Origin of the sequence: Micromonospora sp. NPDC047740 (assembly GCF_043204735.1) — a bacterium.
GTDB lineage: Bacteria > Actinomycetota > Actinomycetes > Mycobacteriales > Micromonosporaceae > Micromonospora.
In genome coordinates this window covers 879,800-895,269 of the sequence record NZ_JBIDCT010000001.1, presented here as the reverse complement: position 1 = coordinate 895,269, position 15,470 = coordinate 879,800, and the positions used below count along the sequence as shown (strand labels likewise).

Below are 15,470 nucleotides of genomic sequence, written 5' to 3'. Positions count from 1 at the left end.
TTCGCATTTGTCGCCGCCACGGCCGATCGAGTATCCACATCACAGCGGGCCGACGAGCGGACGGCCGCGCATCTTTGTGAATGCGTGGTTGACGTGTCGGGCTCGGAGGGCAATCATATTGGTCACTGGATCTGCGACCCGGTCAATGTCGGATCCGGCGGCTTCCTGGTCCTCGACGGGATTGCGTCTCCGGCCGCGACCACCCGGGTCGTCCCGCCCCCTGACGCGGCGGGCAAGTCCGGTCCCGCGAATCGGAAAGCCGCCGCTGCCCCGAGGAGCCGCTGGTGAACGGGAACAACGAAGCTCCCGCGCCGACCCGGCCGATGCCGGCGTCACACAGCGCTGAACCAGGCAGACAGCTCGCCCTCCACGGCGGCAGCCCGGTCCGTCACACCGCCTGGCCCACGTACGACAAGGGCGCTGTCTTCGTTCACCCGGAGGATGAGGAAGCCGCTTTTCGTGCCGTCCGAAGTCATCTCTACTTCCGATACGACCATCGCCCGCAGAACGAAACCGAATGCGGCCGGTTCGAGGACGAGTTGTGCCGCTATTTCGGCACCCGGCACGCTCTCGCGGTTTCGAGCGGCACCGCTGCCCTGGCGCTGGCCATCATGGGCGCGACGGTGCCGAACGGATCATTGGTCGCCTGCCCGGGGTTCACTTTCGTCGCCACGCCCAGCGCGATTGTGCTGGCCGGCTGCCGGCCATTTCTCGTCGAGGTCGACGAGGACCTGCGGATGGATCTCGATGACCTGCGCCGGCGGTGGCGGCCGGAGATCCGAGCCATCGTGGCGGTACACATGCGCGGCTTCGCCGCAGACGTCGAGGCTCTCGCGGCCTTCGCCGCCGAGATGGGGGTGCCGCTGATCGAGGACGCCGTTCCGGCGCTCGGGGCGGAACTCAACGGCCGCAAGCTCGGCACGTTCGGCGCCGCCGGAGCGTTCAGCACCCAGTCCGACAAGGCGCTCAACTGCGGCGAGGGTGGGTTCCTGGTCACCGACGACAGCACCCTGTTCGCCCGCGCGGTCGCCCTGTCCGGGGCGTACGAGGGGCGCCTGCGGCGGCATTTCCCGGACGCCGAACCGCCGCTCACCGGCCTCGACCTGCCCCTGCTCAGCATGCGGATGGACGAGATCCGGGCCGCCCTGCTCCGCGCCGAACTGGCCAGGCTGCCCCAACGGCTGGCCCTGTTCCACCGCAACTACGCCCACGTCGCCACTGCCCTGGCCGACCTGCCCGGCATCGCGGTCCGCCGGCCGGTCGCGCCCGGTGCGTACCTTGGCGAGGCGTTCGTGTTCCGGGTGCCCGGCGGCGACGCGGGTTGGTTCGCCCGCGCGCTGCGGGCGGAGGGTGTCGACGCCCGCAACATCGGCGCCGACGACGACCTCAACGTCCGCGCCTTCTGGAACTGGCGCTTCCTGTACGGCGGCGCCGACCCGGCCGATGTCCGGGCGCTGCTGCCGTGCACCGCCCGGCTGCTGGCGGAGACCGTTGACGTGCCGCTGTCCTCCAACCTCACCCTCGACGACTGCGACGACCTGGTGCGGGCGGTCCGCAAGGTGGCCGCCGCCGCCCGCGACGCCGCGCCGGCCCGGCCGCTACGCCCATGACCGCCGCAGACACCCGGGAGGGCCGCCTGCCCCGGCTGGCCCTGGTCGGCATCTTCGGGGGGCTGTTCGCCGGCTACCTCGGGCTGACCGCGGTGATCCCGGTGCTCCCCGACTTCCTGCGCGAGCGCCACCAGGCCGGTGATCTCGTCGTCGGGCTGGTCGTCACCGGCACCGCGGTGACCGCGCTGCTGGTGCGTCCGGTTGCCGGGGCGTTCGCCGACCGGTTCGGGCACCGCACCGTGATGCTGGTCGGAGCGCTCGTGCTGGCCGCCGGCGGCCTGCTCTACCTGGCACCGCTCAACGTGCCGGCACTGGTGACGGTCCGGTTGCTGCTCGGTGCCGGCGAGGCCGCGCTGTTCACCGCGGGGGCGGTGTGGACCGTCTCCCTCGCCCCGCACAGCCGGCGCGGACAGCTCATCGGCCTGTACGGGGTGAGCATGTGGGGCGGCATCGCCGCCGGCACCTTCCTCGGCGCCAGCGTGCAGCCGGCCGGCTACCCGGCGGTGTGGGCGCTCAGCGCCGCCGCGCCGCTGCTCGCCGCCGGACTGGTCGCCCTGGCGCCGGCGCCGCGGACCGCTCCGACGGGCGGGGGCGGCGGGCTGCTCGTGCGGCCGGCGCTGCTGCCCGGCGTCGCGCTCACCTTCGGCGCCGCCGGATACGCCGGCCTGGCCGCGTTCGTGGTGCTGCATCTGCAGTCCCGGGGCGTCGGGCACGGCGTGGTGGTGCTGAGCTGTTTCAGCGCCGTGTACGCCGGCACCCGTCTGGTCATCGGCCACCTGCCCGACCGGCTCGGCCCCCGGCGGGTGGCCGCGTGGTGCGGTGTCGGCGAGGCGGCCGGCCTGCTGGTCATCGCGGTTGCGCCGAACCTGCCCGTCGCCGTGGCCGGCAGCGTGGTCATGGGCATCGGGTTCTCCCTGCTGCACCCGTCGCTGGCGCTGATGGTGCTGAACCGGACCGACCCGGCCCGGCAGGGCGCCGCGATCGGGGCGTACACGTCCTTCTGGGACCTCGGCCTGGCGGTGTGGGGTCCGTTGACCGGCCTGGTCGCCGCCGGGCTCGGTTATCCAGCGGTCTTCGCCGCCGGGGCGGCGTGTGCCGCGGTGGCGGCGGTGATGGCGGTACGGATCGGCCGCCCGGCCCCGGCGCCAACAGCGGAGGTGGTCGCATGAACGAGTCGCTGACCGTGCTCAGCATCACTGGATGGTGCCGCAACGGCAGCACCATCATCGGCAACGTCCTGGGCGAGGTGCCCGGTTTCCTTCACGTCGGCGAACTGCACTTTCTGTGGAAGAACGCCACCGGCCGAGGGGTGAACGACCGCTGCGGCTGCGGTGGCCGACTGACCGACTGCCCGCTGTGGTCGGAGATCCTGCCGATCGGCATGCCCGCCGGCGGCTCGCTGGAGGCGCACGCCGCCGAGGTCATCCGGCGCCAGCGCACCCGGGTCCGCACCCGACACACCTGGCGGCTGTTGCGCCGGGGCGCGTACGACGAACCGACCCGGACGCACGCGGCGCTGATGAGCAGCGTCTACCGGGCGGTCGCCGAGCGGACCGGCGCGCGCGTCATCGTGGACAGCACCAAGATCCCCGGCGAGGCGGCGCTGCTGCCGCACGTCCCCGGGATCACCACGTACTACCTGCACCTGGTGCGCGACCCCCGCGCGGTGGCGCACTCATGGCGCGAGCCGAAAGAGTACGTCTACGCCATGTCGGCCGCCCGCAGCACCGCGTACTGGCACGGGTTCAACCTGGCCTCGGCGGCGATCACCCGCCGGCACCCGCAGCGGTCGATGTTCCTGCGGTACGAGGAGTTCATCGCCGACCCGGCCGGCACCGTCGACGCGCTGCTACGGCTCGTCGGGGCCGACCCGGCCGGCAACCCGGTCCGCGGCCGCACCGTCGAGCTGCACGGCAACCACACGGTGACCGGCAACCCGGACCGGTTCCGCACCGGCCCCACCACTGTGCGGGACGCCGACGACGGGTGGCGGCGGACGCTGACCCGCGGCCAACGGCTGGCGGTGACTGCGCTGGCCTGGCCGCTGTTCACCCGGTACGGCTACCAGGCCGGCGGGACGGGCCGGAGGCCCCGGCACGCCGGCGGGGTGTCATCGGCGGCCGACGCGACGGAGAGGTGACCGACATGGATCTCGGGCTGAAGGGGCGGGTGGCCCTCGTCGCCGGCGGCACCAGCGGCATCGGGCTGGCGTGCGCCAGGGAGTTCGCCGCCGAGGGCGCCCACGTGGCCGTCTGCGGCCGCGACCCGGACCGGCTCGCCGCCGCGGAACGGGAACTGGTCGCGATCGCCACCGGGCGGGTCAGCGCCAGCCGGGTGGACCTGACCGACGCCGACGCCGCCGCGCGCTGGGTCGACCAGGTCGCCACGGACCTCGGCGGCCTGCACGTGCTGCTGGTCAGCGGCGGCAGCCCGCCGATCGGCACCGCCACCGCGTTCGAGGCGGCGGACTACCGCGACGCCGTGGACCGGGTACTCCTGCCCGCGGTCCGGGTCTCGCTGGCCGCGCTGCCACACATGCGCGCCGCCGGCTGGGGTCGGCTGCTGCTCGTCGCCTCGGAGACCGCCTGCGTGCCGATCGGTCCACTGACGTTGTCCGGGGTGACCCGGGCGGCGCTGGTGCGGTTCGCCCAGGGCCTCGCCGTCGACGTCGGCCGCAGCGGGGTCACCGTCAACGTGCTCGCCCCCGGCGGGGTGCGCACGCCGCCGATGGAACGCGCGGCGGCGCGGCTGGCCGGTGAGGGCGGCGACGTCGAGGCCCGGCTGCGTGCGATGGGGCACCACAGCGCGCTGGGCCGGCTGGCCCACCCCGAGGAGGTGGCGGCGCTGGCCGCCTTCCTGGCCAGCGAACGGGCGTCCTACGTGACCGCCGGAGTGCACCTGATCGACGGCGGCGCCGCCGCCACCGGTCCCGAGCTGCCCCACCTGACCGGGGTTCGCAGGGACACCTACGCCTGACCCGCCGCAGCAAGGAGTGCCCATGTCCACGACCAGCCGGTTCACCGAGCGGGACGTCTCCGAGTTCTTCGACCAGACCACGCAGACGTACCTCAGCTTCTGGGACAGCGAGGGCGTGCTGCACACCGGCTACTTCACCGACGACGCCGACGCCGACTACGCGGCGGCCGCCGACCGGACCTCCGACATCCTCGCCGCCGACGCCGGCATCGACGCCGCGGCGAACGTGCTCGACGTCGGCTGCGGCTGCGGGAACTTCCTGCTGCGCCTCGCCGAGCGGACCGGATGCCGCAGCGCGGGCCTGGACCTGAGCATCGAGCGGGTCCGCTTCGCCCAGGGCAAGCTCGCCGAGCGGGGCGACGGGCTGCCCGTCGCGTTCCGGCACGGCTCGGCCACCGCCCTGCCGTACGCCGACGGGGCCTTCACCCACGTGGTCAGCCAGGACGCGCTGTTCCTGGTGCCGGACAAGCCGCGCAGCCACGCCGAGATGTTCCGAGTGCTCGCTCCGGGCGGGGTGCTGGCCATCGCCGACTTCCTGCAGCCGAAGCCGGAGATCGGCGAGGCAGCCCGGCGGCACGTCTACGACCGGGTGCGCTGGAACAGCGGCTACTCGCTGGACGGCTACCGGGAGGCGCTGCAGCGGGCCGGCTTTGTCGACGTGGTCGCGCGCAGCCTCGACACCCACATCCGACAGACGTACCGGGTGCTGGGCCGGACCGCACGGGAGCGGGCCGCCGCGACCGACGACGAGGCGGCGCGGACCTGGATCCGCAACTTCGCGGAATCCTGCGACGAGATCCAGGCCGCGATCGACCGGGACGAGTTCGGCTGGGGCATGTTCGTCGCCCGCAAGCCGGCCTGACGGGAGGGAAGCCGAATTATGCAACGCACCGACACGATCAAGCGGACGATCGCCGAGGTCGTCGCCGAACGGAAGACCCAGATGTCGCCCGGCGGGATGTTCGTCGAGGCGTTCGCCAAGGACGGCTTCGACACCCGCGTCGATTACGACGTCACCATCACCGACTCGCTGACCAGCTCACGGCGCAAGCCCCGCTACCCGTCGCGGAACATGCTCAAGGTGGTGGACCTGTCCCGGGAGCCGCAGGAGCACTACTGGCACGAGAGCCCACCCCGGGCCGGTGACCCCACCGTCGACGGCGCGGACCTGCGCCGCGAGGCGGCCAACCACTTCCACCGCTCCCCCATCCCCCCGCTGCTCACCACCACCGCCTGGGTGCAGGTGCCCGACACGCTCTGGGACGACCCGGCCAGCTTCGAGCAGTTCATCAACTACCGGCTCGTCGTGCGGCTGGCCACCGCCGAGAACCACACCATCCTCCGCGGCGAGGGCGGGCTGCTGAACATGCCGGACATCGGCCGGCTCACCGACCCCGGCCCGTTCGCCTCCACCATCCTGGCCGCCTGCAACGAGGTCGAGCAGATGGGCAGCACCGCCGACGGGCTGATCATCAACCCGGCCGACTACTACCGGCTGCTCGGTTCCGGGACCCTGCTGCGGGACGTGGAGGACAACGGGGTCTTCATCGTGCGTACCCGGCTGGTCGACCCGGGCACCGCGATCGTCGGCGACTTCGGCCACGGTGCGCTGTTGTTCGACGCCGGCCGGTCGGTGATCCGGTTCGCCGAGCCGCCGCCCGGCACGTTCGCCGAGCCCGGGGTGGCGCTGTGCGCACAGATCTGGGAGCGGGTCGTGGTCAACCTGCCCACCTGCTTCTTCGTTGTCACCATCTGACGGGCGAGAAGCGCGATGACAGCGACGCCCGCCCGGCACGACCCTGACGTCCTGGTCATCGGCGCGGGTGTCGTCGGCCTGTTCTGCGCCTGGTTCCTGCGGGCCGCCGGGCACACCGTCACGGTCGTCGACCGGGGCGAGGTCGGCGATCCGACGGCCTGCTCGGCCGGGAACACCGGCTTCGTCGGCACCCAGGGCTCCGCGCCGCTGGCCGAGCCGGGCGTACCGGCGAAAGGGCTGCGCTGGCTGCTCGACCCGGAAAGCCCGTTCCACGTCCGGCCGCGCCCGGACGTCGGGCTGCTCGCCTGGCTGTGGCACTTCCGGCGGTACTGCACCGAGCGCCACGCCCGCGCCGGGTTCGAGGTGCTGCTCGCGCTCAAGCAGCGCAGCCTGGCCATCCTCCACGAGGTCTGCGCCGGCGACCTCGCCGACACCCTCACCGCCCGTGGCATGGTGCTGGCCTGCAAGACCGAGCAGGGGTACGGGCAGGCCCGGCACGGCATCCCCGCGGCGGTCGAGCGCGGGGTGCCGCTGCGCGAACTGGACCGGGCGGAGCTGGCCCGGCTGGAACCCGGGGTGGACTTCGCCATCGCCGGGGCGCTGCTCAACGAGGAGGGCGCCGCGCTGCGCATCCCCGCCTTCCTGGTCGGCTTCGCCCGCGCCCTGCGGGAGCGGGGCGTGGAGATCATCACCGGCGCCGAGGTTCGCGGCTTCGAGGTGACCGGGCGGCGGGTACGCGCCGTCCGCACCAGCCGGGGCAACCTGCGCCCGGCCGAGGTGGTGATCGCCGCCGGGGTGTGGTCGCGGGCGTGCGCCCGTACGCTCGGCGTCGGGCTGATGCTGCAACCCGCGAAGGGCTACACCGTCACCGTCGCCGCCGGGCCGGGCACGCCGACCCGGCCCCTGCTGCTCAGCGAGGGCAAGGTGGCGGTGATGCCGCTGGGCGACCGGGTACGCGTCGGCGGCACCCTGGAACTGTCCGGCCTGGACACCTCGGTGTCGCCGCGACGGGTCGACGGGATCCTGCGCACCGTGCGGTCGTATCTGCCGGGGCTGGACACCGATCGGCGGCTGCACGTGTGGAGCGGGCTGCGGCCGTGCACCCCGGACAGCCTGCCGCTGATCGGCCGGGCCGGGGCGTACCGCAACGTCAGCGTGGCGACCGGGCACGGGCACATCGGGATGGGTCTCGCCCCCGCCGGCGGCCAACTGCTCGCCCAGCTCATCGGCGGCGTGCGGCCCGACCTGCCGCTGGAGACGTTCGCCTTGGACCGGTTCGGGAGGACGCGATGACCGATGGGCCGGCGATCGGGGTGCTCTGCCTCGACACCAGCTTCGACAAGATTCCCGGCCACATCCGCAACCCGGCCACCTTCGACTTCCCGGTCCACTACCGGGTGGTCCGGGGCGCCACCCCCCGCCGGCTGGTCCGCGAGGCCGACCCGACGCTGTTGGAACCGTTCCTCCAGGCCGCCCGGGACCTGCAGGCCGCCGGCGTCGCGGGGATCACCGGGGCGTGCGGTTTCCTCGTGCTCTTCCAGGCGGAGTTGGCCGCCGCAGTGGACGTGCCGGTGTGGTCCTCCAGCCTGATCCAGCTACCCCTGGTGCACCAGATGATCGGGCCGGGCCGCATCGTCGGGCTGCTGGTCGCCGACGAGGCGGCGCTGACCCCCCGACACCTCGCCGCGGTCGGGGCGCGGGAGGTGCCGCTCGCAATCACCGGCATGGCCGGTCAACGCGAGTTCCGCGAGGTGATGCTGGAGGGACGCCGCGACACCCTCGACGTCGACCGGCTGGCCGCCGAGGTGGAGAAACAGGTGGACGCCCTCGCCCGGGCCCACCCGGGTCTCGGCGCGCTGGTGATCGAGTGCACGGATCTGGTGCCGTTCGCGCACCGGATCCAGGCCCGGCTCGGGGTGCCGGTCTTCGACATCGTCACCCTCACCCGGATGCTGTACGACAGCCTCACCCGCCAGCCGTTCACCCGCCGCCTCGACCTCGAGCCCCAGCGGTGATGCCCGGTCACGGCTTACGTGCCGAGATCAGTTCGAACCGGCCGGGCAACACCTCGATCCCGTCGAAGCCGGCCTGCCGCAGCGCGCCGATGTAGAAGGTGGTTTCCCGCAGGCGGCTGGCGCAACTGTCGACGCCGATCAGGAAGTAGGACCAGAAGAACTGCATGGCCAGCCGCTCCGAGGTGCGGAACTCCTCGCAGATGAGCAGGCGGCCGCGGGGCGGTAACGCCTGGTAGGCGTTCTCGATCAGGCGGTGGGCGACGCGCGCCGGCCAGTCGTGCAGGACGCGGACGAACGCCATGGTGTCGTAGCCGGTGGGCAGCGCTTCGGTGAGGAAGTCCCCGCCGACGAACCCGAGCCGGGTTCCGTGGCCGGACCGTACCCGGGTCTCGTCGACGAGGGGCTGGACCGGGGGCAGGTTGTAGACGTCGACGGTCAGGCCGGGCGTATCGGCGAGCAGGTACGTGGCGAGGGTGCCGTCGCCGCCTCCCACGTCCAGCAGCCGGTGGCGGTCGGGCCAGAGCCGCGGTGCGTGGGTGCGGAACGCCTCGATGATCGGGCCCAGGCCGGCCGCCATGCTCTTCTCGAAGTCGGCGATCTGGGCTGCCGTCCTCGGTGGCCAGGCGAAGTCGTTCTCGGTGATGCTGAGCTGCCCGCGGAGGGTGTCCGCCAGCCTGCCGTGCAGCTGCCGCCACGGGTATTTGTCGCGGTCGCGTTCGATCGCGTCCGGCCCGACCACCTCGACGACGGCGTCCTTGAGCCCCGGGACGGCGCGGTACTCGGTGTCGTTGATGTCGTCGGTCCGCTCGTCGCGGTGCACGAAACCGAGGCTTTCCAGGCAGTCAAGGAGCTTGTAGAGCCGCCCCGGGCGCAGGTCGAAGCGGGCGCTGAGCTGCCCGAGGCGCATCGGGCCCGGTTCCAGCGCGTCGAGCAGCCCGATGTTCAGGGCGGTCTCCAGCACGTCGATGGCCTTGGCGCCGTTGGCGAGCAGGCTCATGAGTGCCCTCGGGGACAGTGGTGCGCCGGTCATGATCTGACCTGCCGGAGCTCCAGTTCGAGGGCGTCCATGAACGCGTCGACCTCGTCGATGGTGTTGTAGATGTGCGGGGCCACCCGCAGGGCCCCTCGCCAGCTGCAGATCATCTGCCGCCGGGCGAGGCTGCGCTTGATTGCCTCACCGTCCGGGACGGCCAGGCAGACGACACCGCCCCGTTGCGCGGGCGCGGTGGGGCCGAGCACGGGGATGCCGGCGGTCGCGGCCCGGTGCACCACCCGCTCGGTGCAGTTCAGTGAGTGCTCGCGGATGGCGTCGATGCCCACGCCGGCCAGCAGGTCCAGTCCGACTCGGGAGATCTGGGCGCTGAGCGGGAACGGGGTTCCACCGGCGAACCGGCGGGCGTCGCCGGCCCAGTCCGACGAAGGGCGGAAGGTCAGCGCGGCGTCGCCGGCGAACCATCCCGTCGCCGCTGGCCGCAGGGTCGGCAGCAGCTCGGGCCGGACGTACAGGAACGCCGTCCCGACGCCGCACAGCCACTTGTGTGCGCCGCCGAGGACGAAGTCGACGTCCAGCGCTGTCACGTCGAACGGGACCGTGCCGATGGTCTGGAAGGCGTCGACGACAACGAGTGCGCCGACGTCGTGTGCGCGTTTGACGAGACGGGGCAGGTCGATCACCGCGCCGGTGGCGTAGCTGGCGTGCGGCACGCACACCAGCAGCGTGCGTTCGTCGATCCGCCGCTCCAGGGCATCCTCGTCGAACCCGGGCCCACCGGCGTCGACGACGTCGAGTCGGGCGCCGTAGCGGCCGAACGCCCGCCAGATGAACGGCACCGTGGGGAACTCCAGGTGCGTCGTAACCACCCGGTTGCGGGACGGACGATAGTCGAAACAGGAGGCGATGCGGCCCAGGAGGGTGCTGACGTTGGCGTCGGTGACCACGCTGCCCGGGGAACCGCCGATGAACCGTGCGACGGCGTCGCCGTAGGCCCGCAGCTCGTTGAGCCACCCGTCCCACACGTCGTCGCGCCAGCCGCACAGCGTCTCCCAGTAACGCTGGAGGACGGGCTCGGCCCCGCGCGGCACCGCGCCGGTGGAGTTGCTGTTCAGGTACACGCAGGTCTCGAGCAGAGGGAAGTGGTGCCGTAGCCGGGTGGTCACGCCGGCACCCGCGCTTCCCGGCGGTCGGCCCCGGGCGGCAGACCGCCCTCCCGGCTCCACTCGGCGGTGAGCTGGTTGCGGACCGCCCAGAGTGCTCGGAACAGTGGCTGGGTCATCCGCCCGACGAGAATCTGGGTGGGCACTCCGTCCAGCGCCGCGACGTCCCGGCCCACCCCGATCGTCCGGCGCACCAGCAGGTAGTGGGTGAACAGCCACGTCTGGTAGCCCTCGTCGAGGTCGACGAGGAGCTCGCAGACCCGCTTCAGTTCGGTTCGGAGACCGGAGTAGACGTCGGCAAGCGTGACCTCGTGCCGCGCGAGGAGCCGGTCCAGGGCCTCGGCGGCGTACGACGCGGCCACCCGTACGGCGTTGTAGCCGGGGGATTCCTGCCCGCTGCCGTTACCGAGATGCCGGCGTATCACCTGGTAGGTGTCGGGTGTGAGGGTCTCCAGCACGCGAAGCTCATGCGACAGGCAGTGCGTGATCCGCACAGCTCGGTCCAGCCGGGCGGTCACCTCCCACAGGCGATCACCATCGAGATCGCCGACGACCTCGGCCACCTCGTGGGCGAGTAGTTTCAGCCACAGTTCCTGCGCCTGATGCACGACCTGAAACATGAGCTCGTCCGCGTCGACGAGCTCAGACCTGGGTGTCTGCAGCCGCAGCAGATCGGCGGTGCGCAGGTAGATCTCGTAGTCGAGCTTTCCTTCGCCGACCGTCACTTTCAACACGGGGTTGAACAGCGGCCGGCTGAGTGCCTCGTGCACGTTGCCGACTGTCTTTTCCGGATCCGATTTGCTCACGCGGCACAGCCTCCAGTCATGCCGCTGCTCCTCTGCGGCACCGCCGCACAGTCAAGCAAATAACAGTTTCGGCTACCAGCCCTCACCGAGCGAGGTGATTCACAAGCTCACCGCATTGCCCATTTAACATTGACGATCTACTATGCGTTGATCGATCGGCGGACAATTGCCGCAGGGCGTCGCGCCCGTGCGTAACGCCTCGACGTCGAGGTCGTCCCCGAGATCCAGCACTCCGGTCGGCACCAGGAGCCAGTAGCCGACCACGACCAGCAGTAGGAAGCTGAACAGCACAGTGGGGAAGTTGAGCGCCGCACCGAAGAAGCCGGCCACCGCGTCCCCCCTCCGCCCCGGCGGCCGTACGGCCACCGGCACGATGATCGTGTCACGAGGTGTCAACGCCGGCGCGGCCTCGCGGGGCGGCCGGTCTCACGGCGTACGCTCTGCTCCCCCAGATCACCTCGCCTTCCTGTCCGAGTCAGCCCCTCGATCGAACCGGATCACCGCGGCGACCGGGACGCTGAGACAGGAGGAAGCTCCGCCGCGTCCGCGCCCACCGCTGTGGTCGACTGCCGGTCGTCGGGCGGCTGCGGCGGTGAGATCCAGGTGACCATCACGACCGAGATGATCATGAGGAGGAACCACGATGCCAGCTTCGCCGGCGAAACCGGCTGCCAACCGCCCAGCTGGCTGGGGTAGAGCCAGGCATGCGACCAGGTGGCGATGTTCTCCGCGAGCCAGATGAAGAAGGCGACGAGGACGAAGGCGAGCAGGAGCGGCATGCGCCAACGGAACCGGAAGATGCGGAACTGCATGACACAGCGCCCGAACACGAGGGCGACGACGGCGATGAGCAGCCACCGGACGTCCAAGACGTAGTGGTTGGTGAAGAAGTTGGCATAGATCGCGACGGCCACGGCAGCCGTCACCCATCGTTTCGGGTAGCGCGCGAAACGCAGGTCGAACAGCCGGTTGACGCGGACCAGGTAGGAGCCGACCGCGGCATACATGAAGCCACTGAAAAGGGGCACCGCACCGAGCCGCAGCATCCCGTCGGGCGCGTAGGACCACGAGCCGATGTGGGTCTTGAACAGCTCCATTGCTGTACCGACCAGGTGGAACAGGAGCACTACCCGCAGTTCCCGCAGGGTTTCCAGGCGTCCGGCCACCATGGCGATCTGGATGGCGACCGCGGCAAGAGTCAGGAAGTCGTTGCGGGCGAACACCGCATCCCTCGGGTACCAGAGGTGCGCCGCGAAGATGACCGCCAGCATCGCCCCACCGAACACGCACGCCCAGGCCTGTTTGAGTCCGAAGACCGCGAGCTCGATCAGCCAGCCGATCGGACCACGCTGGGGCAGCCGCGCCAGGATCGCGCGGAAGCGCGCATCGATCGCGCGTTCGGCGGTGGTCATGGCGGCTGGTTCGGAAGGGGTGTGCATCGCCCCGACGCTATCGTGCCGGCGCAGGTCAGCGGCCTTGGTCTCGGCCAGCTTCACGCGCGCGGCCGCTCCCCGCGTCGGGGGTGACTGCGGGTACGCATACGCGTACCCGCAGTCTCGCGGCCGCTCAGCCGCAGTTACCCCAGGTGTACCTACCGTTGCCTGCCCACATCGTGCCGTACAGGACTTCTCCCTCGTACTGGACGCAGGTGTCCCGCGCAGCGCGCTGCTTCGCGGCGTAGTACTTGTAGTTGCCCGAGTCGGTGGCCCAGGAGCTGCCCTCAACTCGCAAACTGGCGGCAACCCCGGTCGTCGATCCGATGGCCACCGCCTTGAGGGTGGCGACACAGTTGTACCCGGTCGCGCTGTTGTACATCAGGTAGACGTCGCCCACCTTGGTGCTGCCGGAGTAGATCGACCGGTGACCGTCGGAAGCCTGGGCCCACGAGCCGCCGAAGTCGTTGTTGCAGGCTTGTGCCGGGGTGAACGGGTTCGTCGCGGCGTGGGCCGGCGAACCGAACGTCACCACCGCAACAGCCACTGAGAGTGCCGAGATCGACAGTCGTCGCGCTAGCACGCGCACACAGTCCTCCAAAGCTCTGGCGCGAAGATCACGCACGGGTCAGGCGCCATTGGTCCTTATCGGATGATCAACATTACACAGCGCAGCAACCTGGCCAGCGGCGGCACCGCACACGCGGCCGGTCACATCGACGGCAAGGCATGCCGGTCGGGCTCGCCGTGCTCGTTCACCGACGGGTCGGCTGGCGCCGCTCGACGGTTCGTACCTCGTCGAGGGTCGGCAACGAGCGTCCGGCCCCCGGTTTCTCGACGGCGGCGGCGCCGAGCAGGTTGGCGCACGCTCCGATCTTCGCCAGCGGCAGGGCGGCCAGCGTCGCCGCGATGGCGCCGGCGCAGAACGAGTCACCCGCGCCGGTCGTGTCGACCGTCCGCACCGACAGCCCGGGCAGCTCGACCAACTCGTCGGCGGTGGCGATGATGGTGCCGTCGCGGCCGACCTTGAGCGCGACGGTCTTGGCCCCCAGGTCGCACAGCCGGCGGCAGGCCTCCGCCGGCTCGGCCGTCCCGACCAGTTGCCGGGCCTCCGGAACGCCGACGACCAGCAGATCGGTGAACCTCAACAACCGCCGGATGGTGGCCGGCTCACGACGGGCCGGATCCACCGGGATGTCGAGGGAGACCGGCACGCCGTTCGCGGTGGCCACCTCGATCGCCCGGACCGCGGCGAGCGACTGCGGCGCCTGCAGGAAGGCGTAACCGGACACGTGCAGGAAATCGCAGGCGGCGATCGCCTCTTCCGGCAGGTGGGCCGGCGAATACCGAGGGTTCGCTCCGCGGTAGGCCATCATCGTGCGCTCCCCGTCCGGCGTCACGCCGATCACGTTGAGCGACGTCGGCTCGTGCGGGTCGCGGACGACGTACTCCAAGCCGACCCCTTCGGCGCGCAGCGCCTCGACCGCGACCTCGGCCCAGCGGTCCTCGCCGATCGCGCTGAGCATGCTGGGCCGCAGGCCCAACCGGCGGAGCATGATGGCGCTGTTGGCCGCGGAGCCGCCCAGCCCGATCCGCTGGGACGAGGCGACACCGTCGCCACCGGGCCGTGGGTACTCGGCGAGCTCGAGAATCAGGTCGACGTTGATGTCACCGAGCAGTAGGACGACGGCGTCCCGCTGCCCACTGACCTCTGCCACGAGTTGGCTCGCGGTCACTGCGCTGTCACCTCTCAGCCGCCGGTCCCGGCCACTGCGATCCGGCCGGCAAGGCGTGCGTTCGCCAGCACCAGGTCGACGTTGGCCTGGAGGCTGGCGCCGCCGGTCCGCTCATGGAAGAAGGCCAGCAGGAACGGAGTCACATCCTTGCCTCGCACGTCCTGCTCCCGCAACGCCGCGAGCCCTGCCGCCAGGACTTCGTCGTGCAGGTCCGGATCCATCTCGCTCTCCGGCTCGATCGGGTTCGCGACAACCAGGGCCCGGCTGTTGCCGAGGGCCCGGTTGGCGGCGTGGATCCGGGCCACCTCCTCGGGGGTCTCCACCCGCCACGGCACCGCCATCTCGGTCTGCCGGACGTAGAAGCCGGGGAAGATGTCGGTGCGGTATCCGACGACGCCCACCGACAGGCTCTCGAGCCGTTCCAGGGTCGCCGGCACGTCGAGGATCGACTTCACCCCGGCGCAGACCACGACGATCGGTGCGGTCGCGAGCCCCATGAGGTCGGCGGACTCGTCCCACGATGTCGCCGCGCCTCGGTGCACGCCGCCAAGACCGCCGGTGGCGAAGACCTCGATGCCCACCAGGCTGGCCAGCCAGGCCGTGGAGGCCACCGTCGTGGCGCCCGGAACCCGACGGGCAAGGGTGACCGCGACATCACGGATGCTCGCCTTGTTGACGTCGTCGCGGCTCGCGATCTGGTGGAGGGCATCCTCATCGAGGCCGACCCGGACGCGACCGTCCAGGACGGCGATGGTGGCGGGCACGGCGCCCGCGGCTCGCACCGACTGCTCGATGTCGCGCGCCACCTGCATGTTGCTGTCGCGGGGCAGGCCATGGCTGATGATGGTGGACTCCAGCGCGACGACGGGCCCGCCGTGACGGAGGGCCTCGGCCACCTCTGGATGAACCTCGACGGGCAGGCCGCCCCACCGGTCGGATGCTGGGGTTGTCATGTCTCGATCGTCCTGATGATCTCGTGGTGGG

General features: G+C 71.4%; 16 protein-coding genes. 8 read left to right on the top strand and 8 right to left on the bottom strand.

The window, feature by feature from the left end; translation table 11 throughout:
* Positions 1-284: 284 nt before the first annotated feature.
* Genes ACGF4F_RS03720 through ACGF4F_RS03685 form a run of 8 tightly spaced genes read left to right on the top strand, consistent with a single transcriptional unit; the run spans position 285 to position 8,357 of the window.
* Entirely contained in the window at positions 285-1,610 is a 1,326-nt protein-coding gene (locus ACGF4F_RS03720; RefSeq protein WP_393074526.1) for a DegT/DnrJ/EryC1/StrS family aminotransferase, read from the top strand.
* Positions 1,607-2,779 carry an MFS transporter gene (locus ACGF4F_RS03715; RefSeq protein ID WP_393074523.1) on the top strand — a complete coding sequence of 391 codons (1,173 nt, stop codon included), beginning with the start codon at positions 1,607-1,609 and terminating at the stop codon, positions 2,777-2,779. Before ACGF4F_RS03720 ends, ACGF4F_RS03715 begins: the two co-directional genes overlap by 4 nt.
* The gene (locus ACGF4F_RS03710; protein WP_393074520.1) at positions 2,776-3,750 is read left to right on the top strand and encodes a sulfotransferase; all 975 of its coding nucleotides are present in this window, start codon (positions 2,776-2,778) and stop codon (positions 3,748-3,750) included. The genes ACGF4F_RS03715 and ACGF4F_RS03710 overlap by 4 nt, the downstream gene beginning before the upstream one ends.
* A gap of 5 nt (positions 3,751-3,755) precedes the next feature.
* Positions 3,756-4,586 (top strand): SDR family oxidoreductase, encoded by an 831-nt coding sequence (locus ACGF4F_RS03705; RefSeq protein WP_357436192.1) that lies wholly within the window; start codon positions 3,756-3,758, stop codon positions 4,584-4,586.
* A 22-nt stretch (positions 4,587-4,608) separates the two neighbouring features.
* The gene (locus tag ACGF4F_RS03700; protein ID WP_393074517.1) at positions 4,609-5,448 is read left to right on the top strand and encodes a class I SAM-dependent methyltransferase; all 840 of its coding nucleotides are present in this window, start codon (positions 4,609-4,611) and stop codon (positions 5,446-5,448) included.
* An 18-nt stretch (positions 5,449-5,466) separates the two neighbouring features.
* Entirely contained in the window at positions 5,467-6,342 is an 876-nt protein-coding gene (locus tag ACGF4F_RS03695; RefSeq protein ID WP_393074514.1) for a family 3 encapsulin nanocompartment shell protein, read from the top strand.
* Positions 6,343-6,357: 15 nt separating this feature from the next.
* Positions 6,358-7,635, top strand: a complete 1,278-nt coding sequence (locus ACGF4F_RS03690) for an NAD(P)/FAD-dependent oxidoreductase (RefSeq protein ID WP_393074511.1) — start codon at positions 6,358-6,360, stop codon at positions 7,633-7,635.
* Entirely contained in the window at positions 7,632-8,357 is a 726-nt protein-coding gene (locus ACGF4F_RS03685) for an aspartate/glutamate racemase family protein (protein WP_393074508.1), read from the top strand. Before ACGF4F_RS03690 ends, ACGF4F_RS03685 begins: the two co-directional genes overlap by 4 nt.
* Positions 8,358-8,364: 7 nt before the next feature.
* On the opposite strand, the gene ACGF4F_RS03680 is transcribed toward ACGF4F_RS03685, so the two are convergent.
* The 8 genes from ACGF4F_RS03680 to ACGF4F_RS03645 all read right to left on the bottom strand — a co-directional run bounded on the left by ACGF4F_RS03680 (position 8,365) and on the right by ACGF4F_RS03645 (position 15,439).
* A complete protein-coding gene (locus ACGF4F_RS03680; RefSeq protein WP_357436181.1) occupies positions 8,365-9,387 on the bottom strand; it encodes a methyltransferase in 1,023 nt (340 codons plus the stop codon).
* Positions 9,384-10,514, bottom strand: coding sequence for an aminotransferase class V-fold PLP-dependent enzyme (locus ACGF4F_RS03675; protein WP_393074505.1), 1,131 nt, complete (start codon positions 10,512-10,514; stop codon positions 9,384-9,386). The genes ACGF4F_RS03680 and ACGF4F_RS03675 overlap by 4 nt, the downstream gene beginning before the upstream one ends.
* Positions 10,511-11,317, bottom strand: coding sequence for a tryptophan 2,3-dioxygenase family protein (locus ACGF4F_RS03670; RefSeq protein WP_393074503.1), 807 nt, complete (start codon positions 11,315-11,317; stop codon positions 10,511-10,513). The genes ACGF4F_RS03675 and ACGF4F_RS03670 overlap by 4 nt, the downstream gene beginning before the upstream one ends.
* A 123-nt stretch (positions 11,318-11,440) precedes the next feature.
* Positions 11,441-11,683: a hypothetical protein gene (locus tag ACGF4F_RS03665; RefSeq protein ID WP_357436176.1), complete on the bottom strand. Its 243-nt coding sequence runs from the start codon at positions 11,681-11,683 to the stop codon at positions 11,441-11,443.
* Positions 11,684-11,814: 131 nt separating this feature from the next.
* Positions 11,815-12,756: a DUF817 domain-containing protein gene (locus ACGF4F_RS03660; protein WP_393074784.1), complete on the bottom strand. Its 942-nt coding sequence runs from the start codon at positions 12,754-12,756 to the stop codon at positions 11,815-11,817.
* A gap of 127 nt (positions 12,757-12,883) precedes the next feature.
* A complete protein-coding gene (locus ACGF4F_RS03655; protein ID WP_357436175.1) occupies positions 12,884-13,282 on the bottom strand; it encodes a hypothetical protein in 399 nt (132 codons plus the stop codon).
* Positions 13,283-13,505: 223 nt separating this feature from the next.
* The gene (locus tag ACGF4F_RS03650; RefSeq protein ID WP_357436174.1) at positions 13,506-14,486 is read right to left on the bottom strand and encodes a carbohydrate kinase family protein; all 981 of its coding nucleotides are present in this window, start codon (positions 14,484-14,486) and stop codon (positions 13,506-13,508) included.
* A gap of 14 nt (positions 14,487-14,500) precedes the next feature.
* Positions 14,501-15,439: a pseudouridine-5'-phosphate glycosidase gene (locus ACGF4F_RS03645; RefSeq protein WP_357436173.1), complete on the bottom strand. Its 939-nt coding sequence runs from the start codon at positions 15,437-15,439 to the stop codon at positions 14,501-14,503.
* Positions 15,440-15,470: the final 31 nt, after the last annotated feature.

Coding starts and splice junctions, on each gene's coding strand:
- ACGF4F_RS03715 (WP_393074523.1), top strand. CDS start 1,607: ATGACCGCCGCAGACACCCGGGAGGGCCGCCTGCCCCGGCTGGCCCTG.
- ACGF4F_RS03710 (WP_393074520.1), top strand. CDS start 2,776: ATGAACGAGTCGCTGACCGTGCTCAGCATCACTGGATGGTGCCGCAAC.
- ACGF4F_RS03705 (WP_357436192.1), top strand. CDS start 3,756: ATGGATCTCGGGCTGAAGGGGCGGGTGGCCCTCGTCGCCGGCGGCACC.
- ACGF4F_RS03700 (WP_393074517.1), top strand. CDS start 4,609: ATGTCCACGACCAGCCGGTTCACCGAGCGGGACGTCTCCGAGTTCTTC.
- ACGF4F_RS03695 (WP_393074514.1), top strand. CDS start 5,467: ATGCAACGCACCGACACGATCAAGCGGACGATCGCCGAGGTCGTCGCC.
- ACGF4F_RS03690 (WP_393074511.1), top strand. CDS start 6,358: ATGACAGCGACGCCCGCCCGGCACGACCCTGACGTCCTGGTCATCGGC.
- ACGF4F_RS03685 (WP_393074508.1), top strand. CDS start 7,632: ATGACCGATGGGCCGGCGATCGGGGTGCTCTGCCTCGACACCAGCTTC.
- ACGF4F_RS03680 (WP_357436181.1), bottom strand. CDS start 9,387: ATGACCGGCGCACCACTGTCCCCGAGGGCACTCATGAGCCTGCTCGCC.
- ACGF4F_RS03660 (WP_393074784.1), bottom strand. CDS start 12,756: ATGCACACCCCTTCCGAACCAGCCGCCATGACCACCGCCGAACGCGCG.
- ACGF4F_RS03645 (WP_357436173.1), bottom strand. CDS start 15,439: ATGACAACCCCAGCATCCGACCGGTGGGGCGGCCTGCCCGTCGAGGTT.